Below are 21889 nucleotides of genomic sequence, written 5' to 3' on the forward strand. Positions count from 1 at the left end.
GGTTCAGGCGGCGACGTCAGCCGAGCGACGACGGGCCATGACGACGCCACCGGCGCCGACGAGGACCAGCGCACCGGCGCCCAGGGCGATCGGCAGCGCGTTCGACCCGGTCGAGCTCAGGTTGCCCGCACCGGAGCCGGCAGCGCCGGCGACGGACACGGCCTGCGAGCTGAGGACGGCACCGGAGACGGTGTCGGTGGCGACCAGCGTGAAGGTGCCGGCCTGGCTCAGCGTGACGGTGAAGACCGCCGTGCCCGAGGAGTTCGTGGTCTTGGTGAGCGACTTCGTCCCGGCGATGGTGATCGCGGAGTCCGGGATCGACGCGGGGTTGCTGGTGATGGTCAGCGTGACCTGGGCGCCGGCGGGGCCGGTGACCGTCACGGTGAAGCTCTCACCGGCGGCGGGCGTCGTGTCGGACACGGTTCCGCGGTTCGAGTAGTCCCCGGCGCCATAGGCAAAGGCGGCGGACGGAACGAGAGCAAGTGCCACGGCAGCAACAGCGACCAGAGCGGTGCGACGAATCTTCATTGGGTGTCCCCCCGGACAGTCGTGTTACAGGAGTGGCGTCTTGTGACTAGGGGCAACCGTACCTTCTACATCTCGCATGCGGTACCCAGGACTGCGTCACCCTTTTGGCGGGCGGTCGGCGTGGAGCGAATGCGCAGGTCACCGCGCTGTTCTTTTCCGGTGACGATGTCCAGCTCCAAGGAGCCGCTTTCGCCGGGTTTGAGAGTGAATGTCCGAGCGCCTACGCCCAGGTCGTCGTGGATCTGTGCGAGCAGGCCCTGCGGATCAGTATTCACCCGCACTGAATCGATTCCGCCCCCGGTGGGCGCGTAGATCAGGGTATTTGTCCGAATTTCACCGAGCGGGACGATGTTGTCCAGGCCGACCAGGTAGGACGGCAGGTCGGCCGCATCCGGAGGCGCGTTGTACTGCAGCGTCACGACCGCGCGGACGAGCTGGGACCCGTCGGGACGGCACTCCGTCACCTCGCCGTCGATCGTCAGGTCCAGGTAGTAGCCGAGCTTGGCCTGGGTTCCGTCGTTGAGATAGACGCCGATGACGGCCGAGTCGTCGTCGACGCCCCGCAGCGATCCGCCGAGGACGGTCGGTGCCAGGAGCTCCTGCTCCCCCTCGTCGGCGGACCACACCATCAACCGTCCCTGCCGCGCCGCCTCGGCGAGCGCGTCCACCACGGCGGGTGCGTCACCCTGGCCACCGACGACCGCGGCGAACACCGACCGTGACGTGTCGGAGAAGAACGCGTCCTGGTCCTGCGGGTCCTCCAGGTCGAGGTAGACCTGGTTGAGCAGGCGCTGCGCGGCGTCGTCGCCGCTGAGCGTGGTCCCGTCGGAGAGCTGCACAGGACCCGTGGCGTCGAGCACGAGCCCGAGGGCGACGGGATCGACGGACAGCACGCCGTCGATGGTGCCGCCCACCTCCTGCTCCCAGATCGCCTTCGCCAGCGCGCCCGACCGCGGGAAGTCGGGCGTGAACGTGACGTCACGCATGTCGGCGCCCAGCAGCGGGCCGAAGAGGGACTGCTCCGCGTCGGTGAGCGGCAGCACCGGCTCGGCGAGGCCGCCGAGGGAGCCGCCGGACCGCTCCTCGACGACGGTGACGGCGCCCCCGTCGGCGCGCAGGTGCAGCACGGAGCCGGGGATGCCCCCGGTGGCCCGCTGTTCGGCGTTGTTCTGCACGAGGACGAGGTAGTTGCGCGGTCCGTCGGCGCCCAGCATCGCGGGCAGCAGCTGGGCGGCGCGTGACGCGGTCGCCGTGGTCACGGCGACGTCGGCCACCTGGTCCTGCAGGGTCTCGACGGGCTCGGCGACGAACGGGAGCAGGGACGACGTGTCCAGGTCGTCGAGCTGCTGGGCGGTGATCTGGACGGCGTCGTCGGCGGCGACGATCGCCGGTGCCGCCTCCTGGAGCGGCGCGAGGTTCACGCGGCCGTCCACGGGAGCGAGCGCGGCGGGATCCACCAGGTTGCTCGCCTGCATCAGTGACGGGAGGGCGTGCTGGGCGAGGTCGTCGACGGCCTGCGCGACCGTCTGCACGGCGTCGACGTTCTGGCCGACCCACGGCAAGCTGCCCGCGAGTGTCCAGACGGGACCGCTGGTCGACAGCGCGGCCGTCGAGGCGTGCGCCTGCAGTTGCACCAGGGTCTTGTCCGCGGCGTCGGAGTCGCCGGCCCGCACCTGCTCCTGCAGGTCCCGCACGTCGCCGCGAGCGGCCTGGAGCGCGTCGGCGGCACGCTTCGCGTCGACGGCCAGCCAGACCCCCAGGGCGACGACGACCAGCAGCGCGACGCCGCAGCCGACGAGCACGCGGCGCAGGTTCCGGCGGCGGCGCGCGCGGACGTAGCTGCTGCGTCGTCGGCGGACCGTCTCGGGGTGCTCGGGCGCCTCGGGGACGGGCTGTGCGTTCCAGCCGTCTCCCCATCCCGGGTGCGTCACGACGTCTCTCTCCCCCTGGCGAACCGCCGCCCGGGCAGGCGACCGCGGTCGGAATGGTACCGGCGCGCCCTGGGTGAGCCGTCCAGGCGCGAGGCAGCCTGGGCCGATCGGGTGGAGGTGCGGGTCCCGTCGGGTGCCCGGTCAGGAGACCTGCCGCCGCCGGACGAGCACCACGATCCCGGCACCGAGGGCCACGAGGGCACCCGCGCCGAGCGCGAGGGGCAGCGGGTCCACGCCGGTCTCGCTGAGCTGGGTGGGCGTGGCGCGCGCGACCGCGGTGACGGTGAGGCTGCTGAGGGCCGCGTTCGTCTGGTCCCGGACCACGATCGTGTAGGTGCCGGCCGCGGTCAGGGTGACGACGCCGGCGATCGTCCCGTCGGCTCCTGCCGTCTTGGCGGTGGTCTTCTCGCCTGCGACGGCGATCGCGGAGTCGGGCGTCGCGGGGTCGGCCGAGGTCACCGTGATGCTGTGGGCGGCCCCCGGCACCAGTCCCGTGCAGCTCACCGTCAGCGAGCTGCCGACGGTCGTGGTGCTGACGCTCACCGCGCAGGAGGGCGCCGGCTGTGGCGGCGGGGTCGGCGTCGGCGTCGGGGTGGGCGTGGGTGTCGGCGTCGCAGTCCCCGTCGAGGTGTCGGAGGGGCTGGGGACGACGACGGCGCTCGCCGCCGAGACCGCCAGCGGCGACAGTGCCAGGGCAGCCGCCACGACGGCCGTCGCGATGGTGCGTGAGCCTCGGTTCATTCGGCAGTCCCCCAGATCGTCCGAGCCGCCCCCGGCCCGCTCGTCCATGCCCGAAACCGACAATAGCGACGATTCACCACAAGGCACACCCCCGCCCGCAGGACTTCGGGGCGCGGGAGGTGGGGTGGCCCCGCACAGGGTGGAAACGCTGCGCCGATCGGGTCACGTCATGCGGGGAACCGGCGCCGCAGACCGCAAGATAGAGACCGTGACCCCCACCGACCTGGCCGAGCCCTTCCGCGTCCTCGTCGTCTGCACCGGCAACATCTGCCGGTCGCCGGCCGTCGAGCGGCTGCTGGCTGCCGGTCTGGGTGCGGCGTACCGGGGGCGCGACGTCGGAGGGCTGGCGCCCGCGATCGAGGTCGGCTCCGCCGGGACGGGGGCCCTCGTCGGCTACCCGATGACCGACGAGATGGCCGAGATGGTCGCCGCGCAGGGCGTCGAGCCGCGCGGCTTCGAGGCTCGGCAGCTGGTGCCCGCGCTGGTGCAGCAGGCCGACCTGGTGCTCGCGCTGACCCGGCGGCACCGTTCGACGATCGTCGAGATGGTCCCGTCGGCCGTGCGGCGCACGTTCACGCTGCGGGAGCTGGCGCGGCTCGTCGCGGACGTCGACCCGGCGACCCTGCCGGGCGCCAACGCCACCACCGCGGACCGGGTCCGGACGCTGGTGCCGGTGGCTGCGTCGCGTCGCGGTCTCATGGCGCACCGGCCCGTCGACGACGACGTCGTCGACCCGTACCGCGGCGACGCGGCGCTCTACCGGAAGTCCTTCGATCAGCTGCTCCCCGCCGTCGAGACGATCGTCGCGGCCGTCCGCCGCTGACGAGCGCACGAGAGAGGCCGGGCCCCCGTCGGGACCCGGCCTCCGTCGTGCGTGGGGCTACACCCCGAGCACGCTCTTGATGGGGCCGATGAGGAAGTAGACGACGAACATCGCCGACGCCACCCACATGAACGCGTGGATCTCGCGGACCTTGCCGAGGGCGAGCTTGATGACGACGAACGTGATGATGCCCGCGCCGATGCCCGCGGTGATCGAGTACGTGAACGGCATCAGGATGATCGTGAGGAACGCCGGGATCGCGAGCTCCCAGTTCCGCCAGTCGATGCCCGTGATCTGCGTGACCATGAGGAAGCCGACGACGACGAGCGCCGGGGTGGCCGCCTCGAACGGGACCATGGACACCAGCGGGGCCAGGAACGTGGCCAGCAGGAACGCGATGCCCGTCACGATGGACGCCAGACCGGTGCGCGCACCGTCACCGACACCCGCCGCGGACTCGATGTAGCTGGTGTTCGAGGAGACGCTGCCGGCACCACCGGCGGCCGCCGCGATGGAGTCGACGACGAGGATCTTCTGCGTCCCGATCGGGTTGCCCTCCTTGTCGAGCAGCTTCGCCTCGCTGCCGACGGCGACCATCGTGCCCATCGTGTCGAAGAAGTCGGCGAGCAGGAGCGAGAAGACGAGCAGCAGGACGGCGACGATCCCGATGGACTCGATGGAGCCGAAGAGGGAGAACTGACCGACCAGCGAGAAGTCGGGCGTCGCGATGATCCCGCCGTCCGGCCAGTGCGGGTTGCCCAGCGCCCAGCCGCCCGGGTTCACGACGGCACCGGTCTCGTCCTTCTGCGGCCCGATGTTGCCGACGAGCTCGATGACGAACGCGAGCACGGTGGCCGAGACGATCGCGATGAGGATGGCGCCCTTGACCTTGCGGACCATGAGGACGATCGCGAGGAGCAGCCCGAACACGAACACGAGCAGCGGCCAGCTGCCCAGCGACCCGGCGATCCCGAGCTCCACGGGGACGGCCATGCTGGCGGGTATCCGCACGAAGCCCGCGTCGACGAGACCGATGAACGCGATGAACAGGCCGATGCCGACGCTGATCGCCGTCTTGAGCTCCACGGGGACTGCGCGGAACACCGCCGCCCGGAACCCGGTGAGCACGAGGAGCAGGATGATCAGGCCCTCGAGCACGACGATGCCCATGGCGTCCTGCCAGGACATGTTCGGCAGCGCCGCGATCGAGTACGCGACGACCGCGTTGAGGCCGAGCCCGGCGGCGAGCGCCAGCGGGAAGTTGGCGACGACGCCCATGAGGATGGTGAGCACCCCGGCGACGAGCGCCGTGGTGGCCGCGACGGCCGTCAGGTCGGGGGCGTCGCCGCCGCCGAGGAACTGGCCGTCCCCGGAGCGGACCGTGCCGATGATCAGGGGGTTGAGCACGATGATGTAGCTCATCGTGAAGAAGGTGACGAGACCACCGCGGATCTCGGTACCGATGGTCGAGCCGCGCTCGGTGATCTTGAAGTAGCGGTCGACAGCGTTCGTCGGAGGCGCAGGACGCTCTGTCTGCGCGGTGGGGGTCGAAGACATGCGCGCAGTGTGGCAGACCCATGTTTCGTGCGGCGGACAGCCGCTCGTCGTCGCCCACTAGGCTCTGCCGGTGCCCTCGTTGATCGCCCGCCTGCTGCACCCGACCCGGACCCCGCCGCCCCCGGTGGACGTCGACCTGGGACGGGTGATGCTCGCCGGCACGGCCGTCTGGGGCGTCGCGTTCGTGGTGGCCGTCGTCCTGGCGGGGAGCGACGAGGCGTCGTGGATGCCTGCGTGGGTGTGCGCGACCGGGGTGGTCCTCGGGCTGTTCGGCGTGCTGTGGGCCCGCCGGAACACCGCGCGCCGACGCTGAGGAACCCCGCTCAGGCCACGAACACCTGCGCGCACAGCATGCCGCGCGGACCGTCGGTGCACCCGACGCCGATGTGCGTGTACCTGGTGCTGAGGATGTTCGCGCGGTGGCCGTCGGACCCCATCCAGCCCGCGACGACGGCGAGGGCCGTCGGGTAGCCGAGCGCGAGGTTCTCGCCCACGGCCCGGGCGGCGCAGGCCTCGAGGATGGGTTCCAGCGGGTCGTGCTCGAACCGGTTCTCGGCGACGAGCAGCGCCGTGCGGGCCACCGCCTGCTGCGCTGCGCAGTCGGACACCGCCAGGGCGGGCAGGCCGGCCGCGGCCCGCTCCTCGTTGGTGCGGGTGACGATCTCTTCGACCATCGTGGGCGCTGCGGGCTCCGGCTCGGGGGCGGGCTCGGGGGCGGGTTCGGGCTCGGGCTCGGGTTCTGGCGCTGGTCCTGATCCGGGCTCGGGGGCGACGGACGCGGGCGCCGTCGGGGTCTCGGCCGCCGTCGGTGCTGCCGACGTGGGATCCGCCGCACGGTCACCCGACCGGGAGACCACGGCGCCGTCGCGCGGGGCTGCCAGCTCGAACGCGTCGGGGATGTGGGACGGGTCGCCCGTGGGGTTCAGCGCGAACCCGACCGCCACCAGGGCGAACGTGCTCACCAGTGCGAGGAAGACCGTGCGGACCCGGTGCCGCTTCGGCCTCGGGGCCCGCAGGGCTCGCCGGCTCCGGCGGCTGTCCGGGGCGGCGTGGAGCGGGGGCACGTCCGGGACGCTATCGGTTAACGGACAGATCGGACAGTCGGCCCTCCGGCTGACCGCCCTCGACGACGTCCAGCGCGATCTCCGCCGCCCGGTCCGGGTCCGTGAGCAGGACCTCCACCGCGTAGCGCAGGTCCCACCGGCCGGCCGCCTGCGCGAGACCCGCGGCGAGGCCGGCGAGGTGGACCGCGTGCACGACGGAGTCCTCCACCCACCAGTCGACCGGGGCGCCGTCCACCGTCAGGTCGTCGTGCTGCACCCAGGTGTCCGGCGCGTCCGGGAGCAGCGCCCGCACGCCCGCGGGGACGTCGTCGACCTCGCCGCCGGCTGCGACGTCGCCGTCGGCCAGGTCGCTGGCGAACGGCAGGTCGAGCAGGGTGGCGGTCGCCTCCGTGCCCGGCACCAGGGCGGCCACGTCGGTGCGCTGGTACCACATCGGGTGGTCGGCGACGGCGGCGTCCTCGGCGTGCACGACGGCTACGCGACCGGGTCCGACGACCGCGGGCAGCCGCTCGGGAGGCTCGTCGGGAGCCATCGACCGCCACACGGCGACGGCGAGCTCCGGGTCGACCGGCATCCCGACCGGTCCCCACGCGTCGAGCAGCTGCGTCCAGCCGGGGCCGTCGAGCTCCTCGAGCGCGACCACCCCGCCGAGTGCGCGCTGGACCGCGGCGTCCAGGTGCGCGACCGCGTCCGGCGCAGCCGGCAGGAGGGCCGCCAGCCGGTCCCCCACGGCGAACGGCCGGCCGAGCCCCAGGCCCGACCGCTCGCGCAGCCACCACGACGTGTACGACGGCGCGACGGCCGAAGACTCACCGCGCACCGGGTCGACGAGGGCGCGGCGCAGCGCCGGCTCCCCCGCGATGCGGCCGAGCACCCGCGGCCACGCGTCCGGGTCGACCGCGTCGAGGTCCGCGACCGCGACCGCCTCCCCCACGAACGCCCCGCGGCCGAGCCGCTCGCCCAGGTAGGCGAGGTAGTCGTCCCAGCCGTCGAGCGACTGCGCGGCGAGCGTCGCCGAGTCCGTCGCGCCGTCCCGCACCGAGGCCGGGTCGGCCAGGACGTCCGGGACGTGGACCAGCACCAGGTCGGCGCGCACGCCGACGGCCGCGAGGGTCTGCGCGCCCCACCGGTCCACGGCCTCGGCGGAGACCGTGCCCAGCACCCGGTCGTCGAGAAGCTGCGCCGCGGGCGAGCCCGGCAGCACGAGGCTGTCCGCGGGTGTCCGGTCGCCGTCCGCGGCGGGCAGCGGGAGGAGACCGAGCCACGGCAGCGCGTCGCCCGGCAGCGTCGCGCCGTCCGCGGCCCCGACGAGGGCGAGGACCGTGTCGACGACGTCGACCGTCTCTCCCTCGTCGTCGGCGAGGTCCAGGACCGCCCGCCGGACGGCGTCGAGGCCGAGCAGACCGACCGCGTCGGGGGCCTGCGCGCCGAGCCGCACCAGCACGGGGTGCGCCGCCGCGGGGTCGACCACGCGCACCCCCCAGCGGCCCAGCGTCTCCAGCGTCCGCTCGCCGAGGCGCTCCACGAGGTCGGGCTCCAGCACGGCGGTGCCGCGCGCACCCCGTACCACCCGCCCGTCCGCGAGAGGAACCGGGACCGCGCCCAGCGCCTCGCGCGACTGCGGGTCGTCGGCGAGGAGCGCCAGGGCGTCGTAGAGCTCCACCCAGCCGCCGTCGCTCGCGGCCGGCAGGTCCTCCACGACGTCCGCCAGCGACCGGATCTCCACCCCGACCGCCCGCGCCTGCGACTCGCGCCCGGTCGGCAGCACCACCAGCGCCGCCACCCGTCGGCCCAGCGCCGCCAGCGCGCCGGGGTCGTGCACCGACGAGCCCGCCAGCGCGACGGACCGTTCCGGCACGACGAGGGCGGTGTCGCCGACGGGTGCGGCGGGGACCAGCAGCGGTGTGCGGGTCAGACGGTCGACGATGCGGTCCCGCAGAGCAGCGTCGATCGATCCTGCCGCGAGACCCGTCGGGACGAGTGCGAGGGCGTCGAGCCCGGCGGCCGCGCGACCGTGCGCGAGCCGTGCGTAGACGTCGGCGGCGTGGTCCAGCACCGCCTCGGTGAGGGCGCCCGGGGCGACGTGCCGGCGGGACGGGTCCAGGGGGAACGTCGCGACGAGCAGGGCGGGCACCGTGCACGGCTCGTCGGTCGGCGTGGGGGCGTGCACGACCTGCTCCGCGCGGGCGAGCGTCCGGTCGCCGCGCGGGAGCGCCCACGTGACCCGCCATGCCCGGGCGGCGCGCTCCTCGACCGGACGGTCCGCCATGAGCGCCAGCGGCAGCTCGCCCTCGCCGGTCGCGACCGTCCACCGCTGCGCGACGTCCGCCAGCCGCCGCAGCGGGCCGGTGTCGTCGTCGACCACGACCTCGACCAGCCCCGGCAGCGCCAGCAGCAACGGGTCGCCCACGTCGTGCAGGAGGGAGCGGACCTCGTCGGCGGCGACCTCGTCACGCAGCTCCAGGACCACCGCCGTGTCGTAGCCCGTCGGCGGGATGCCCTCCGCGGCGAACGGGAGCCGGAGCGCCGGCAGCGAACGGTCGCGGCGACGCACCTCGTCCGCGAGCGCCGGGTTGTCCTGCGACGCCTCCGCGAGCAGCTCGGCCGTGTCGGCGACGCTGAACCGCAGCCCGCCCGTGGTGGACAGCACGGAGATCTCGTCGGACACCGACCGCACGGCGGCGAACCCGACGCCGAACCGGCCGACCGCCCGGGCGTCGTCCCGCTTGGCCGACGCGCGCATCGACACCAGCGACGCGACGCCGTCCGCGTCCAGGGGCGCACCCGTGTTCGCGGCGACCAGGACCAGCCGGTCGCCGTCCGTGCGCGCCAGCCGCAGGAGCAGCCGGCCGGGCACGCCCGCACGCGTCGCCGCGTCGGCGGCGTTCTGGGCGAGCTCGACGACCACGCGGTCGCGGTAGTAGCCGCGGGCGTGGTCCTCCTCGGTGTTGGCGTCCTCCCGCAGCCTCGCCGGGGAGACCCGCCACGCCCCCAGGACGGCCGCGCGCAGGGCGGCCGTCCCGAAGGCGTCGGCGGTCACGGCTCCGGGTCGGGGCGGGCCGGCGACTCGTCTGCGGAGTCGGAGGTGGGGGTGCCGTCCGGTGCGTCGGCGGTGGCCTCGAGGTCCGGGGCGTCGGTCGACTCGGGGGAATCGACGGACGCGCTGTCGGGACCGGCGTCGTCCGTCTCGTCGGGCTGGGTCTCGTCGGCCTGGGTCTCGTCGAGTGCGACCTCGTCGGCGGAGACCTCGTCCGTCGCGACCTCGCCCGCGGGAGCCTCGTCGGCCTCGTCCGTCTCCGGCTGCGCGTCCGTCTCCGGCTGCGCGTCCGTCTCCGACGGGCCCAGCTGGACCGTCTCGAGGCTGAGCTCGTCGATCAGCGGGTCGGGGGCGGGCCAGTCGGTCGGCGGGGCCTCCGCGTCGGTCTCGGAGTGCGCGCCGCAGCCGTGGTCGACGCTCACGACCGTGCCGTCGTCGGGCGACCACTGGTTGGCGCAGACCCCGAAGACCGTGCCGAGCGACCCCTGCAGCGGCACCAGGAACCCGCAGCTGCCGCACGCGGCGGCCGACGCGAGCGAGCCGGCGCTCGTCGGACCGTGCGGGCCGCGGTACCAGCGCTCGGCGGCCTCGTCGCGACCCTGCGGCGACAGCACCCGCACGCGGGCCAGGGCGAGCTCGTCGATCGCGACGTCGTCGAGCTCGGGGTCCCCGGTCGGGGTCCAGCCGGGCTCGAGCCGCGGGTCGTCGGCCTTGAACGGCAGCACGTCGCCGGGGCCGATGTCGCCGGGGCGGATGCGCTCCGACCACGGCAGCCACGCCCGACCGAGCACCGCGTCGGGACCGGGCAGGAGCTCGGCCTCGCAGACGGTGGCGGTGCGGCCGCGCGGCACGCGGGCGACCGTGACGGTCCACTCCCAGCCGCGGTAGCCGCGGGCGGCCGACGCGAACCGGTGGGACACCAGCCGCTCCCCCTCGACGACGAGACCGAGGTACTCGCCGACGTCGGAGGGGTCCTCGGCCAGGCCGACGGCGACCTCACGGGCGAGGTCGACGGCCGACCCGAGGACCGCGTCCTTCGTTGCTGCAGGCATGCTCAGGCCTCGATGTCGTCCGCGACGGCTCGCAGCAGGGCGGCGTACTGAACCCCACGAGCCTTCTCGGGGTAGCGGCCACGACGCAGGTCGTTGCCGACGCGGTCGAGGACCTTGATGAGGTCCTCGATGATGACGGCCATGTCGTCGGCGGGCTTGCGCGCCGCCTTCGCGACAGAGGGCACGGGGTCCAGCAGCTTGACCGACAGGGCCTGCGGACCGCGCCGGCCGTCGGCGACGCCGTAGTCGACCTTGGCGCCGGGCTTCGGCGCGTTGACGCCTTCCGGCAGCGCCGACGCGTGCAGGAAGACCTCGCCGCCGTCGTCGCCGGCGATGAACCCGAAGCCACGCTCGGTGTCGAACCACTTGACCTTGCCGGTAGGCACGGTGAACCCCGTTCATGAGAAGTAGACGTACTGGCCACCAGGTTACCGGCCGCGGCTCGCGAAAATCCCCGTCCCTCGCGCACCGCCCGCGGGCGGGTGCACTGTTGGCCGGGTGACGACCGCCGACGACACCGCCCGCACGAGGCTCGAGGAGCTCCGCTCGGTGACCCTCCAGCGCCTGTCCGCCCTGCGGGGCGAGCACGACGCGGTCGTCGACGCGTCCCGGGACAGCAACGCCGACGACGAGCACGACCCCGAGGGCGCGACGATCGCGTTCGAGCGCGCGCAGGTGGACGCCCTGGTCCGGGACGCGCTCGCGCGGCTGGAGTCCGTCGACGACGCGCTGCGGCGGATCGACGACGGCACCTACGGCATCTGCACGGTCTGCGGGGACCGGATCGCGCCCGGCCGCCTGGAGGTGCGCCCGACGGCGACGACGTGCGTGGCCTGCGCGACGGGCTGACTCCGCGAGATCGGCAGTTCGCGACGAGGACGGCAGTCCCTCCTGCCGCGGTCGTCGCGAACTGCCGCGGTCGTCGCGAACTGCCGCGCTCGTGGCCGGGGACTACTCCGTCAGCCGGTCCAGCGCCAGCGCCGCGAGGACCGCCGGGCCCACCGCGAGCGACTCCTCCGCGAAGCGGGCCTGCGCCGAGTGGTTGAAGGGTGCCGTCGCGGGGTCCTCGCCGACCGGCGTCGCGCCGAGGCCGACGTACACCCCGGGGACCTCCCGGAGCACGTAGGAGAAGTCCTCCGAGCCGGACATCGGCTGCGGGGCGGTCACGTACGCCTGCTCGCCGAACATCCCCCGGACCAGGCCGGCCACGCGGTCCACCTCGGCGGGGGTGTTCGTCGTGACGGGGTAGCCGCGCTGGTAGTCGACCGTCGCGGTCAGGCCGTGGGCCGCGACGATGCCCTCGACGACGCGGGTCAGCCGCTCGGGGACGACCGCGTGGGTCGCGTCGGAGAACGACCGGACGGTCGCCTCCAGGACCGCGCTCGCGCCGATGACGTTGTGCGTCGTGCCGGCGGCGATCCTGCCGACCGTGACGACGACGGGGTCGAACACGTCGAACTGTCGCGTGACCATCGCCTGCAGCGCGAGGACGATCTCCGCGGCGACCGGCACCGGGTCCGCCGCGAGGTGCGGCATCGACCCGTGCCCGCCGCGGCCGTGCACGGTGACGACCACCGAGTCGGCGGCGGCCAGCATGGTGCCGGGACGGGACGCGACCAGCCCGGCGGGCTGCACGGCGGAGACCACGTGCAGGGCGTACGCGGCGACGACGCGGGAGCCGGCCGCGTCGAGGACGCCCTCCTCGATCATCAGGCGCGCGCCGTGGTCGCCCTCCTCGCCGGGCTGGAACATCAGGACGACGTCGCCGGCGAGCTGCTCGCGACGGTCCGCCAGCAGCCGTGCGGCGCCGACGAGCCCGGCGACGTGCAGGTCGTGGCCGCACGCGTGCATGACGCCGTCGTGCTCGGAGGCGAACGGCTCGCCCGAGTCCTCGGTGACGGGCAGGGCGTCCATGTCCCCGCGCAGGAGGACCGCGGGACCCGGCCGGCCGCCGCGCAGCACCGCGACCACCGAGCTGAGCCCGGTGCCCGTGCTGACCTCCAGGCCGAGGAGCGCGATCGCGTCCAGCACGAGCTGCTGCGTGGCGGGCAGGTGCAGGCCGATCTCCGGCGTCCGGTGCAGGGCCCTGCGCAGCTCGACGAGCGACGGGAGCTGTGCGGCGGCGTCGGCCCGCAGGGTGGCGAGAGTCTCGGGAGAGAGGGTCACGCGGCTGACCTCCGAACGGGCGCGGCGACGGACGAGGACTCACCCTCGAGCCTGCCAGACGCCGGCACCGTGCGGCGGTCGCGCCGACCGGTTACCGCCTGGTAGCCGAGCCCCCGTCCGCGCGCTGCGCCGCGTAAGGTTGAGCGGATGCCCACGTTCACCGGTTACCTGCGCGAACGGAGCGACGACGAGCTCGTCGCGCTCCTGCGCAGCCGACCGGACCTGGCGTCACCCTCCCCCGCCACCCTGTCGTCGCTCGCGGTCCGCGCGACCAGCCGGTCCAGCCTCGAACGGGCGCTCGCGGGCGTCGACGCGAGCGTGCTGCAGGTGCTCGAGGCGGTCGTGGCGCTCTCCGACCCTGGCCCGGTGACGGCGGCGGACCTCCCCGCAGCCGTCGGCGCGACCGACGAGGCCGGGATGGCACTGGTCGAGCGCGCGCTGCGGCTCGCGGTCGTCGGCACCCTCGTCTACCCCGACTCCGACGCCCCCGACGCCCCGCTCCTGCCGTCCCCCGGCCTCGCCGAGATCCTCGGCCCCTACCCGGCGGGCCTGGCGTCGGCGGACGCGGGTGTCCGCCGCGGCGTCCCCGCGGAGCCGGTCGACCTCGACGACCTGCCGGCGCTCCTCGCGACCGCACCCGCCGGGGCGCGCCCGGTGCTGGACGCCCTGCTGTGGGGTCCGCCGGTCGGGCTCGCCCCGTCCAACAGCACCGCGGCAGCCGCGGCCGTCGACTGGCTGGTCCGCCGCCACCTGCTCCTGCCCGGCGACTCCCGACACGTCGTGCTGCCCCGGGCGGTCGCCCTGGCGCTGCGCGGCGGACGCACCCACACCGCGCCCGCGTTCCCGCCGGCGCTCCCGGCCGACGTCGCGCACCGGAACCACGCCCTGGTCGCCGCGGAGTCGGCTGCCGCGGGCGAGCGGATCGTGCTCCTCGTCGCCCGCCTGGTCCGGCTCTGGGAGCAGACCCCGCCCGGTGTGCTGCGCGGTGGGGGCCTGGGCGTGCGCGAGCTGCGGCGCGTGGCGAGCGCGCTGGACACCGACGAGGCCGAGGCGGCGTTCGTCATCGAGCTCGCCGGGGCCGCCGCGTTCGTCGCCGACGACGGCGAGGACACCCCGTCGTTCGCCCCGACGGTCGCCGTCGACGAGTGGGCGATGCGCGACGTGCCGGACCGCTGGGCTGTGCTGGCCCGCACGTGGCGCTCGACCCTGCGGACCGCGTGGCTCGTCGGCAGCCGCGACGACCGCGGCGGGGTGCGGGCGGCGCTCGACCCCGAGCTCCAGCGCACCTGGGCACCGCGGCTGCGGCGAGCCGTGCTCGACGTGCTCGCGGACACCCCGCCGGGGACCGCGCTGGACCCCGCGCACGTCCTCGCCGTGCTGCGCTGGCGCACCCCGCGGTCGGTCCCGCCGCCCGCCGCCGTCCAGGCGATGCTCATCGAGGCCGGACGGCTCGGCATCACCGGCGCCGGGGCCCTGTCCGACGCGGGCCGTGCCCTGCTCCTGGAGACCGCTCCGCTGGTCGGTGCCGCGGACCCCGCGGACGCGCTCGCCGCCGCCCTGCCCCCGGCCGTCGACGAGATCCTCCTGCAGGGCGACCTGACGGGCGTCGTCCCGGGGCGGCCCAGCCCCGAGCTGGAGGACCTCCTCGACCGGACGGCCCACGTCGAGTCCCGCGGCGGCGCGCTCACCGTGCGGTTCACACCGGAGTCCGTCCGTCGGGCCCTGGACGCCGGGTCGACCGCCGACGGCCTGCTCGCCGAGCTCGCGGGCCACAGCCGGGCGGGTGTGCCGCAGCCGCTCGAGTACCTGGTCCGCGACGCCGCGCGCCGGCACGGGCGGCTGCGCGTCGGGTCGGCGGCGGGCTACGTCCGGGCCGACGACCCCTCCCTGCTGGCCGGGCTGGCCGAGGACCCGCGGCTGGCGTCGCTCGGCCTGGTCCGGCTCGCGCCCACCGTCCTGGCGGCGCAGGCGCCGGCCCGGGAGCTGGTCGAGGCCCTGCGCGCCCACGGTCTGGCACCGGTCGCGGAGGGTCCGGACGGGCAGGTCGTGCACGTCGTGTCGTCGATCCGTCGCGTGGGCCGTCGCGCCACCGCGGGAGCGCGCCGCCGCGCCTCGGACGCCGCTCCGGCGAGCGCACGGGAGACGCTCACCGACGACCGCCTGGTCGCCCTCGTCCCGCAGCTGCGGCGGGCGGAGGCCGAGCGCAAGGCCGACGAGGCGGAGCGGGTACCCGGCACGGTCCTGCCCGCGCCGACCCGTCGTGCCCCCGCCCCGCCCAGCACCCCCGCGCCGAGCGCGGGAACAGCCGACCCCGTCGACGCGTTGGTGCTCCTGCGCGAGGCGGCTGCCGAGAAGGCCGAGGTGTGGGTCGAGCTGGTCGGCTCCCACGGCGTCCCGCAGCGGCGGCTGCTGCGACCCCTGCGGGTCGAGGGCGGCCGGCTGCGGGCCATCGACACCGCTCGTGAGTCCGAGCTGACGGTTGCGGTGCACCGCATCGCGACCGTCACCCGCGTGACACCGTCAGACGAGCATCAGGAGACTTCGTGACCAACGGCCCCCTCATCGTGCAGAGCGACAAGACGCTCCTGCTCGAGGTCGACCACGACCAGGCGGAGGCCTGCCGTCGCGCGATCGCCCCCTTCGCGGAGCTGGAGCGCGCCCCCGAGCACGTGCACACGTACCGCCTGACGCCGCTGGGCCTGTGGAACGCGCGCGCCGCGGGACACGACGCCGAGCAGGTGGTCGACGTCCTGCTCGAGTACTCGCGCTACCCGGTGCCGCACGCCCTGCTGGTCGACGTGGCGGACACCATGTCCCGCTACGGTCGGCTCCAGCTGATCCAGGACCCGGTGCACGGGCTCGTCCTGCACGCCCTCGACCCGGCCGTCCTGGCCGAGGTCGTCCGGTCCAAGCGCACCGCCGGCCTGCTCGGCGCGCGCCTGGACGCGACCGACGTCATCGTCCACCCGTCCGAGCGGGGCCACCTCAAGCAGGTGCTGCTCAAGCTCGGCTGGCCCGCGGAGGACCTCGCCGGGTACGTCAACGGCGAGGCGCACCAGATCGACCTGCTCGAGGACGGCTGGGCGCTGCGGCCGTACCAGCAGCAGGCCGTCGACGGCTTCTTCCACGGCGGCTCCGGCGTCGTCGTGCTGCCCTGTGGCGCCGGCAAGACGCTGGTCGGCGCGGGGGCGATGGCCCGCTCGTCGACGACGACCCTGATCCTCGTGACCAACACCGTCAGCGCCCGGCAGTGGCGCGACGAGCTGGTCAAGCGCACGTCGCTCACCGAGGACGAGATCGGCGAGTACTCCGGTGCGCGCAAGGAGATCCGACCCGTCACGATCGCGACCTACCAGGTGCTCACGACGAAGCGGAAGGGCGTCTACACGCACCTCGAGCTCCTCGACGCGCGCGACTGGGGCCTGGTCGTCTACGACGAGGTCCACCTGCTCCCCGCGCCGATCTTCCGCATGACCGCGGACCTGCAGGCGCGCCGCCGCCTGGGCCTGACCGCGACCCTGGTGCGCGAGGACGGCCGCGAGGACGAGGTGTTCAGCCTCATCGGGCCCAAGCGGTTCGACGCCCCCTGGAAGGACATCGAGGCGCAGGGCTACATCGCGCCCGCGGACTGCGTCGAGGTCCGCCTGACGCTGCCCGACGCCGACCGCATGGCCTACGCGACCGCCGAGCCGGAGGAGAAGTACCGGCTCGCCGCGACGGCACGCGGGAAGAACCGGGTGGTCGAGCAGCTCGTCGCCAAGCACGAGGGCGACCCGACGCTCGTCATCGGCCAGTACCTCGACCAGCTCCACACGCTCGCGGAGCACCTGGAGGCGGACCTCATCACCGGCGAGACCACCGTGCACGAGCGGCAGCGGCTGTTCGACGCGTTCCGGGCCGGCGAGATCACCAAGCTCGTCGTCAGCAAGGTCGCCAACTTCTCCATCGACCTGCCCGAGGCGTCCGTCGCCATCCAGGTGTCCGGCTCGTTCGGGTCACGCCAGGAGGAGGCGCAGCGGCTCGGTCGGATCATGCGCCCCAAGGGTGACGGTCGGACCGCGCACTTCTACACCGTCGTCGCCCGCGACACCGTGGACCAGGACTTCGCCGCCCACCGGCAGCGGTTCCTGGCCGAGCAGGGGTACGCGTACTCGATCGTCGACGCGGAGGACCTGGGGCTCGACACCGCGGAAGAGCCCGCCTGACCTGAGACGCGAGAGCGCCCGGCCCCCACGGGGTCGGGCGCTCTGCTGGTGCCTCAGACGGCGACGGCCTCCGCGGCACCGGCGCGGACGTGCGCCGCGAACGACTCCGCCAGCGTGCGGCCCACGACCTCGACCTGGTCCTGCCGAGCGGCGAACGCGGCCAGCACGGCGTCGGTGTCGACGTCGTCGTGGCTGTCCGCCCAGCCGCGCAGGGTGTCGGCGCTCGCCTCAGGGTGGAACTGCACGCCCCACGCCGAGCCGATCCGGAACGCCTGGTACGGGTACATGGCCGACGACGCCAGCCAGACCGCACCGCGGGGCAGGTCGACGACGGCGTCCGCGTGCATGCTCGGCTGCGGGGTGGCGTGCCGGCCGTCCGCGAGCGCCGCGACCGCACCGACGACGGCGTCACCGGCGGCCTCGGGGCGCCAGCGCACGTCGACGATCCCGGACTCGCGCCCGGGAGGGGCAGCGACCTGCACGCGGCCGCCGCGCGCTGCGGCGAGCAGCTGGGCGCCGAGGCAGATGCCGAGCGTCGGGACGCCCTGGGTGCTCGCGTCGGCGAGCAGCGCGCGCAGCTCCGGCAGCCACGGGGCTCCCGCGTCGTCGTACGTCGACATGTGGCCGCCGAGGACGACGAGGCCGTCGCCGACGCCGTCGGCGGTGGGCACGCTCTCACCGGCGAACGCCGCGACGATGCGCAGCTCGACGTCGCCGAGCCAGTCGCTGAAGCGGTCCAGGGGCACGTCGGGAGAGCTCTGGATGACGGTGACGACCGGGCGACGGTCGCCGTGCAGGGGGGTGGTCACGCGGAGACGGTACCCCCGTCGAGAGGTGCGTCGACAGGGAACGGACGACCCATCTGTCTCCTTGCAGGTCAGTCGTCCATATTTGCACCCAGGTGAAATCTGTCACGCGTGCGCGTCACCGTCCGGCATTCATCCAGCGAACTCCCAGCCGCCAGGAGGACACTCGACCTATGTCGACACCCCATGCGTCGGGCACGCCGGAAGCACGCCTGCTCGTCGTCGACGACGAGCCGAACATCCGCGAGCTCCTGGCGACCTCGCTGCGGTTCGCCGGCTTCGAGGTCCACGCCGCGGCCGACGGCGGCTCCGCCCTGCGCCTCGCCCGCGAGGTCGAGCCGGACCTCGTGGTGCTCGACGTCATGCTCCCCGACATGGACGGGTTCACCGTCACGCGGCGCCTGCGGGAGAAGGGCCAGCACGTCCCCGTGCTGTTCCTCACCGCGCGCGACGACACCGCCGACAAGGTCCAGGGCCTGACGGTCGGCGGGGACGACTACGTCACCAAGCCCTTCAGCCTCGAAGAGGTCGTCGCCCGGATCCGGGCCGTCCTGCGCCGCACCCGGCCGGGGGTGGACGACGACACGAGCATCCTGCGGTACGCCGACCTGGAGCTCGACGAGGACTCCCACGAGGTGGTCCGCGCCGGCCACCCCGTCGACCTGTCCCCCACCGAGTTCAAGCTCCTGCGCTACCTCATGCTCAACCCCGGCCGCGTGCTGTCGAAGTCGCAGATCCTCGACCACGTCTGGCAGTACGACTGGGGCGGCGACGCGAACATCGTCGAGTCCTACATCTCCTACCTGCGCCGCAAGATCGACCAGCTCGACGACGCCGACGGCCGACGGCTGCCCCCGCTCATCCACACGAAGCGCGGGGTGGGCTACCTGCTGCGCGAGTCGTCGTGACGGCTGACGTCGGGACGGCTCCGCCTCGGCGGCGCGCGTTCGGGCTCGCACGCGACTGGTGGGCGGGGACGACGCTCGTCTCGCGGCTCGTCAGCATCGTCACGGTGCTGCTGGCCGTCGGCCTGGTGCTGGCGGGCGCCACCAGCGCCGCCCTGCTCGAGGGCACGCTCGTCGCGCAGGTCGACACGAAGCTCCAGTCCGAGGGCACGGAGGTCGCGCAGCAGAGGCTCAGCCAGCTCGACCTCAACGGGAGCCCGTTCTACACGCCGAGCGACTACTACCTGCGGTACTCGGTCGAGGGCGACGACCTGCCGATCATCTCGGAGACCACGCAGGACCAGTACGGCACCCCGGACGTGCCGCCCATCAGCCCCGCGCAGGCCCGCGCCCGCAACGCGGAGCCGTTCACGGTCTCCTCGACGCAGCCCGGGTCGCAGTGGCGTGCGGTCGCCTACAACTTCTCGATGCGCGACGGCACCATCGGCACCGCGGTCATCGCGCTCCCTCTCGGTGACATCCAGCGCACCGTCCGCCACATGTCCGCGGTCCTCCTGCTGAGCGGGCTCGGCATCCTCCTGCTCGGTGCCGCGGCCGGTACGTGGGCGGTCCGTCGCTCGCTGAGGCCGCTGCGCGAGATCGAGGCGACCGCCGCCGCCATCGCCGACGGTGACCTGTCCCGGCGCGTCCCCGCAGCCTCCGAGCACACCGAGGTCGGCCGGCTCAGTGCCGCGCTCAACGGCATGCTCGCGCAGATCGAGAAGGCGTTCGGCGCGCAGACCGCGTCCGAGGCCCGCATGCGCCGGTTCGTCGCCGACGCCTCCCACGAGCTCCGCACCCCGCTGGCCACGATCCGCGGCTACGGCGAGCTGTACCGGATGGGGGCGTTGACCACGACCGACCAGGTCGACGACACCATGCGCCGCATCGAGCAGTCCGCCACCCGCATGGGGGCGCTCGTCGAGGACCTGCTCGCGCTCGCCCGCCTCGACGAGGGCCGGCCGATGCAGACCGGCCCCGTGGACCTCACCGTGCTCGCGGCCGACGCGGTCAGCGACCTGCACGCCCTCGACCCCGCCCGCACCACCCGGCTCGTCCCGCTCGTGGAGGGTGCCGACGGCGGCCCGTGCGTCGTGGTCGGGGAGGAGTCGCGGCTCCGGCAGGTGCTGGCGAACCTCGTCGGGAACGCGGTCCAGCACACCCCGCCGGGCACCCCGGTCGAGATCGCCGTCGGCCACCTCCCCACCGGCGAGGGTGCGATCGAGGTGCGCGACCACGGGCCCGGGATCGACCCGGAGCACGCCGCGCGCGTGTTCGAACGGTTCTACCGCGTCGACGCCAGTCGCGGCCGGGACTCCGGCGGTGCGGGCCTGGGCATGGCGATCGTCGCGGCGATCGTCGACGCGCACCACGGCTCGGTGCGGCTCGCCCAGACACCGGGCGGTGGGACGACCGTCCAGATCGCCCTCCCCGTTCCGGCCCACGACCCTCAGGTGTGAGGGCTAACATGGCGGGTTCCTACCGTCGGAGTAAGGCTGATCCATGGGCGTCCATGACGCACCGCAGTGGTTGTTGTCCGCGTTCGTGCGCAGTGCCGTCGGGGCTGGTGCCACCGCCCCGACCGAGCAGATCCGCGATGCCGGTCAGGCACTCGTGGACCGATGGGGCTCGCCCGGGCGCTCGTTCCACAACCTGAAGCACCTGGTCGACGTCCTCATCCGCGTCGACGAGCTGGTCGAGGAGACCCACCAGCCCGACGTCGTGCGGCTGGCCGCCTGGTACCACGGCGCGATCTTCGACGCCGCGGACCGCAAGGCGTACGCCAACCGCGGTGGCGAGGACGAGATCGCCAGCGCGCGCCTGGCGTACGACGAGCTGATCGCCCTCGGCGTCCCCGACGCCCGCGCCCAGCGCGTGCACGACCTCGTCGTCGCGCTCGTCCGGCACGCCCCGAACCCCTCGGACTTCGACTGCGCGGTCCTGTGCGACGCCGACCTCGCGATGCTCGCCACCGAGCCGCAGAAGTACAAGGCGTACGTGCAGGACATCCGCACCGAGTACTCCCACCTGCCGCTCGAGGACTACGTGCGCGCCCGGGTCCGCATCATCCACAAGCTCCTCGCCCGACCGTCGCTGTTCGTCAGCCCTCTCGGGTCCGCGTGGGAGGAGCCCGCACGGCAGAACCTGTCCGGCGAGCTGCAGCGACTCGAGAAGGAGCTGCGCGGGATCGACGCCGCCGCCGCCGAGGCCGCCGCCCACACCGCGCGCACGGCCGACACCGAGGGGTCGAACGCGGCGCGCACCTGATCGACGGGCTCGCCACGGCGCTGTCCGCCGAACCGCCCACAGCCCGCCGGCGCCACCTGCCCTCCACCGTCGACGCCGACCACCCGTCGCGACCGTTCCCCTGCTCCTACCGTCCTCGGACAGGAGCCGGGACCGTCCGGCCCCTCACCGACGGAGGGTCACATGAGCAGGTACGAGGTCGACAGTGCGCAGGTCGCGACGGCGGCGGCGAGCGTCCAGGCGCGCGCAGCCACGATCCGCAGCGAGGTGTCCGCGATGCACCGGCAGCTCGCCGACCTGCAGGGATCGTGGCGGGGCGCGGCGGCCACGGCGTTCACGGGGGTGCTCGCCGACTGGACCGCCACCGAGGCGCGGCTCGACGCCTCGCTCGCGCAGATCGCCAGCGCCATGCAGTCGGCGGCCCGCACCTACGCCGAGGCGGAGTCGCAGGCGTCCCGCCTGTTCACCGTGTGACCTCGGCGGGGTCACGCTTACGCTCGGGCGGTGACCGTGCTCGTGGACCCTCCGATGTGGCCGAACCACGGCATGCTCTGGGGGCACCTGGTCAGCGACTCGTCGCTGGAGGAGCTGCACGCGTTCGCCGCCCGGGCCGGCATCCCCGAGCGGGGGTTCGACCGGGACCACTACGACGTGCCGGACCAGCGGATCGAGGAGCTCGTCGCGCTCGGGGCGGAGCTGGTCAGCGCCAAGGAGCTGATCCGCCGGCTGCGGGCGTCGGGCCTGCGGGTGCCGGCACGGGACCGCGTCCGGCGCAGGTAGCCGCCTCG

The 21889-nt window shown here is 74.2% G+C and carries 20 protein-coding genes; 10 read left to right on the plus strand and 10 right to left on the minus strand.

Translation table 11 applies throughout. The features are described 5' to 3' along the window. Window positions 1-3: 3 nt before the first annotated feature. From CTE05_RS15095 to CTE05_RS20340, 3 genes are all read right to left on the minus strand, one after another. The gene (locus CTE05_RS15095; protein ID WP_246123666.1) at window positions 4-420 is read right to left on the minus strand and encodes a peptidase; all 417 of its coding nucleotides are present in this window, start codon (window positions 418-420) and stop codon (window positions 4-6) included. A gap of 173 nt (window positions 421-593) precedes the next feature. Beyond that, entirely contained in the window at window positions 594-2459 is a 1866-nt protein-coding gene (locus tag CTE05_RS15100) for a DUF4012 domain-containing protein (protein WP_146847140.1), read from the minus strand. A gap of 141 nt (window positions 2460-2600) precedes the next feature. Then, window positions 2601-3200, minus strand: coding sequence for a hypothetical protein (locus CTE05_RS20340; protein WP_186814888.1), 600 nt, complete (start codon window positions 3198-3200; stop codon window positions 2601-2603). Window positions 3201-3408: 208 nt separating this feature from the next. Between CTE05_RS20340 and CTE05_RS15110 the strand changes: the two genes are divergently transcribed. Next, on the plus strand, window positions 3409-4023 hold the full coding sequence (locus CTE05_RS15110) for an arsenate reductase/protein-tyrosine-phosphatase family protein (RefSeq protein ID WP_246123668.1): 615 nt from the start codon (window positions 3409-3411) through the stop codon (window positions 4021-4023). A 57-nt stretch (window positions 4024-4080) separates the two neighbouring features. On the opposite strand, the gene CTE05_RS15115 is transcribed toward CTE05_RS15110, so the two are convergent. Further along, window positions 4081-5580 carry an NCS2 family permease gene (locus CTE05_RS15115; RefSeq protein WP_146847142.1) on the minus strand — a complete coding sequence of 500 codons (1500 nt, stop codon included), beginning with the start codon at window positions 5578-5580 and terminating at the stop codon, window positions 4081-4083. A gap of 70 nt (window positions 5581-5650) precedes the next feature. Here CTE05_RS15115 and CTE05_RS15120 point away from each other — a divergent pair, with 70 nt between their 5' ends. Then, window positions 5651-5893, plus strand: coding sequence for a DUF2530 domain-containing protein (locus CTE05_RS15120; protein WP_146847143.1), 243 nt, complete (start codon window positions 5651-5653; stop codon window positions 5891-5893). Window positions 5894-5903: 10 nt separating this feature from the next. Here the strand turns inward: CTE05_RS15120 and CTE05_RS15125 are convergent, their stop codons facing one another. Genes CTE05_RS15125 through CTE05_RS15140 form a run of 4 tightly spaced genes read right to left on the minus strand, consistent with a single transcriptional unit; the run spans window position 5904 to window position 11119 of the window. Beyond that, window positions 5904-6644 carry a CAP domain-containing protein gene (locus CTE05_RS15125; RefSeq protein WP_146847144.1) on the minus strand — a complete coding sequence of 247 codons (741 nt, stop codon included), beginning with the start codon at window positions 6642-6644 and terminating at the stop codon, window positions 5904-5906. Between the two features lie 10 nt (window positions 6645-6654). Further along, entirely contained in the window at window positions 6655-9684 is a 3030-nt protein-coding gene (locus CTE05_RS15130) for an ATP-binding protein (RefSeq protein ID WP_146847145.1), read from the minus strand. Beyond that, window positions 9681-10733 (minus strand): DUF3027 domain-containing protein, encoded by a 1053-nt coding sequence (locus CTE05_RS15135; RefSeq protein WP_146847146.1) that lies wholly within the window; start codon window positions 10731-10733, stop codon window positions 9681-9683. The genes CTE05_RS15130 and CTE05_RS15135 overlap by 4 nt, the downstream gene beginning before the upstream one ends. 2 nt (window positions 10734-10735) lie before the next feature. Beyond that, a complete protein-coding gene (locus CTE05_RS15140) occupies window positions 10736-11119 on the minus strand; it encodes a cold-shock protein (protein WP_056019542.1) in 384 nt (127 codons plus the stop codon). Window positions 11120-11231: 112 nt separating this feature from the next. Here CTE05_RS15140 and CTE05_RS15145 point away from each other — a divergent pair, with 112 nt between their 5' ends. Further along, on the plus strand, window positions 11232-11582 hold the full coding sequence (locus CTE05_RS15145) for a TraR/DksA family transcriptional regulator (RefSeq protein ID WP_146847147.1): 351 nt from the start codon (window positions 11232-11234) through the stop codon (window positions 11580-11582). A gap of 102 nt (window positions 11583-11684) precedes the next feature. On the opposite strand, the gene CTE05_RS15150 is transcribed toward CTE05_RS15145, so the two are convergent. After that, window positions 11685-12899, minus strand: coding sequence for a M20 metallopeptidase family protein (locus CTE05_RS15150; RefSeq protein WP_186814889.1), 1215 nt, complete (start codon window positions 12897-12899; stop codon window positions 11685-11687). 147 nt (window positions 12900-13046) lie between these two features. Here CTE05_RS15150 and CTE05_RS15155 point away from each other — a divergent pair, with 147 nt between their 5' ends. Then, window positions 13047-15446, plus strand: coding sequence for a helicase-associated domain-containing protein (locus CTE05_RS15155; RefSeq protein ID WP_146847148.1), 2400 nt, complete (start codon window positions 13047-13049; stop codon window positions 15444-15446). Beyond that, a complete protein-coding gene (locus tag CTE05_RS15160) occupies window positions 15443-17104 on the plus strand; it encodes a DNA repair helicase XPB (protein ID WP_146847149.1) in 1662 nt (553 codons plus the stop codon). The genes CTE05_RS15155 and CTE05_RS15160 overlap by 4 nt, the downstream gene beginning before the upstream one ends. Before the next feature lie 53 nt (window positions 17105-17157). Here the strand turns inward: CTE05_RS15160 and CTE05_RS15165 are convergent, their stop codons facing one another. Next, the gene (locus CTE05_RS15165; protein WP_146847150.1) at window positions 17158-17913 is read right to left on the minus strand and encodes a type 1 glutamine amidotransferase; all 756 of its coding nucleotides are present in this window, start codon (window positions 17911-17913) and stop codon (window positions 17158-17160) included. A 170-nt stretch (window positions 17914-18083) separates the two neighbouring features. On the opposite strand from CTE05_RS15165, the gene CTE05_RS15170 reads away from it, so the two are divergent. The 5 genes from CTE05_RS15170 (at window position 18084) to CTE05_RS15190 (ending at window position 21881) form a co-directional block, all read left to right on the plus strand. Beyond that, window positions 18084-18818 (plus strand): response regulator transcription factor, encoded by a 735-nt coding sequence (locus CTE05_RS15170; protein ID WP_146847151.1) that lies wholly within the window; start codon window positions 18084-18086, stop codon window positions 18816-18818. After that, window positions 18815-20314 carry a sensor histidine kinase gene (locus tag CTE05_RS15175; protein WP_146847152.1) on the plus strand — a complete coding sequence of 500 codons (1500 nt, stop codon included), beginning with the start codon at window positions 18815-18817 and terminating at the stop codon, window positions 20312-20314. Before CTE05_RS15170 ends, CTE05_RS15175 begins: the two co-directional genes overlap by 4 nt. A gap of 43 nt (window positions 20315-20357) precedes the next feature. Beyond that, on the plus strand, window positions 20358-21122 hold the full coding sequence (locus CTE05_RS15180) for an HD domain-containing protein (RefSeq protein WP_146847153.1): 765 nt from the start codon (window positions 20358-20360) through the stop codon (window positions 21120-21122). 162 nt (window positions 21123-21284) lie between these two features. After that, window positions 21285-21575 carry a WXG100 family type VII secretion target gene (locus CTE05_RS15185; protein ID WP_146847154.1) on the plus strand — a complete coding sequence of 97 codons (291 nt, stop codon included), beginning with the start codon at window positions 21285-21287 and terminating at the stop codon, window positions 21573-21575. 30 nt (window positions 21576-21605) lie between these two features. After that, window positions 21606-21881 carry a DUF4031 domain-containing protein gene (locus CTE05_RS15190; RefSeq protein WP_055917050.1) on the plus strand — a complete coding sequence of 92 codons (276 nt, stop codon included), beginning with the start codon at window positions 21606-21608 and terminating at the stop codon, window positions 21879-21881. Window positions 21882-21889: the final 8 nt, after the last annotated feature.

The organism is Cellulomonas terrae, assembly GCF_007990265.1.
Lineage (GTDB): Bacteria > Actinomycetota > Actinomycetes > Actinomycetales > Cellulomonadaceae > Cellulomonas > Cellulomonas terrae.

Bases quoted from the DNA above. Each gene is read 5' to 3' on its own strand.
- CTE05_RS15155 (WP_146847148.1), top strand. From the start codon at position 13,047: ATGCCCACGTTCACCGGTTACCTGCGCGAACGGAGCGACGACGAGCTC.
- CTE05_RS15170 (WP_146847151.1), top strand. From the start codon at position 18,084: ATGTCGACACCCCATGCGTCGGGCACGCCGGAAGCACGCCTGCTCGTC.
- CTE05_RS15135 (WP_146847146.1), bottom strand. From the start codon at position 10,733: ATGCCTGCAGCAACGAAGGACGCGGTCCTCGGGTCGGCCGTCGACCTC.
- CTE05_RS15115 (WP_146847142.1), bottom strand. From the start codon at position 5,580: ATGTCTTCGACCCCCACCGCGCAGACAGAGCGTCCTGCGCCTCCGACG.
- CTE05_RS15180 (WP_146847153.1), top strand. From the start codon at position 20,358: ATGGGCGTCCATGACGCACCGCAGTGGTTGTTGTCCGCGTTCGTGCGC.
- CTE05_RS20340 (WP_186814888.1), bottom strand. From the start codon at position 3,200: ATGAACCGAGGCTCACGCACCATCGCGACGGCCGTCGTGGCGGCTGCC.
- CTE05_RS15185 (WP_146847154.1), top strand. From the start codon at position 21,285: ATGAGCAGGTACGAGGTCGACAGTGCGCAGGTCGCGACGGCGGCGGCG.